This window comes from Burkholderia sp. Se-20378, from assembly GCF_017104665.1.
GTDB lineage: Bacteria > Pseudomonadota > Gammaproteobacteria > Burkholderiales > Burkholderiaceae > Burkholderia > Burkholderia lata.
The window spans coordinates 1-1256 of sequence record NZ_JAAGPG010001003.1; the positions used below are offsets into that span (position 1 = coordinate 1).

Below are 1256 nucleotides of genomic sequence, written 5' to 3' on the forward strand. Positions count from 1 at the left end.
TCCGCAGCGTGATGCTGCCGTGGCCGCGCGCGTCGCAGGCGCCGGCCACGCTGTCCGTCACGCAGGACGGCACGGGCCGCCCGTGGGCCACGATCGAAAGCCTCGCGGCGGTGCCGCTGCGTTCGCCGTTCGCAGCCGGCTACCGGATCACGAAGACCGTCACGCCCGTATCGCCCGCCGTCAAGGGCGTGCTGACACGCGGCGACGTCGTGCGCGTGCGTCTCGACATCGATGCGCAGAGCGACATGACGTGGGTCGTCGTCAACGATCCGGTTCCGGCCGGTTCGACGATCCTCGGTTCCGGCCTTGGCCGCGACTCCGAAGCCGCGACGCAGGGCGAGAAAACGCCGGACGGCGCATGGCCGGCGTTCATCGAGCGCGACTTCGACGGCTACCGCGCGTACTACGACTATCTGCCGAAGGGCAAATTCTCGGTCGAGTACACGGTGCGGCTGAACAACGTCGGCACGTTCGGGCTTCCGCCGACGCGTGTCGAGGCGCTGTACGCGCCGTCCGTGTACGGCCTGTGGCCGAACCCGCCGATGACCGTGAAGGCGGCCGACGCGGGCAAGTAACGAGTAAGCGATGATCGATCAGGGTTTGCCGCGGCCGGCGCGTTTCGCCGGCCGCGTATTCGTGGCCATCGTGCTGGCGGCGCCACTCGTCGCGCATGCGCTGCCGAGCTACGACGAAGTGCGCCGCAACTGGCGCAGCTCCGACTGGGTGCTGCTCGCACGCGACGGCACGCCGCTGCAGCGCACGCGCATCGACCTCACCGAACGGCGCGGCGACTGGGTGTCGCTTGCCGACGTGTCGCCCGCGTTTCGCGAGGCGATCGTCGTGTCGGAAGACAAGCGCTTTTATGAACACAGTGGTGTCGACTGGCGCGGCATCGCCGGCGCCGCATGGGGCAACCTGTGGAACGAGCGCACGCGCGGCGCGTCGACCGTCACGATGCAGCTCGCCGGGCTGCTGAGCGATTCGCCGCGCCGGTCGGGCCAGCGCTCGCTGCCGCAGAAGGCGACGCAGGCGGTCAACGCGCTGCTGCTCGAACGCGGCTGGCGCAAGGACCAGGTGCTCGAGGCGTATCTGAACCTCGTGCCGTTTCGCGGCGAGACGATCGGCCTCGCCGCGCTGTCGCAGGTGCTGTTCGGCAAGGCGCCGTCGGGCCTCGACGCGCGCGAAGCCGCGATCGCGGCCGCGCTCGTGCGCGCACCGAATGCAACGTCCGCCAAGGTCGCCGAGCGCGCGTGCCG

The 1256-nt window shown here is 70.4% G+C and carries 2 protein-coding genes; both read left to right on the plus strand.

Annotated features, from left to right (window positions below; translation table 11 throughout):
* A partial coding sequence (locus tag G3N93_RS39720) for a hypothetical protein (RefSeq protein ID WP_206135494.1) occupies positions 1–575 on the plus strand: 575 nt, incomplete at its 5' end.
* 10 nt (positions 576–585) lie between these two features.
* Positions 586–1256, plus strand: a 671-nt coding sequence (locus G3N93_RS39725; RefSeq protein ID WP_206135495.1) for a biosynthetic peptidoglycan transglycosylase, incomplete at its 3' end; no start/stop codon positions are given.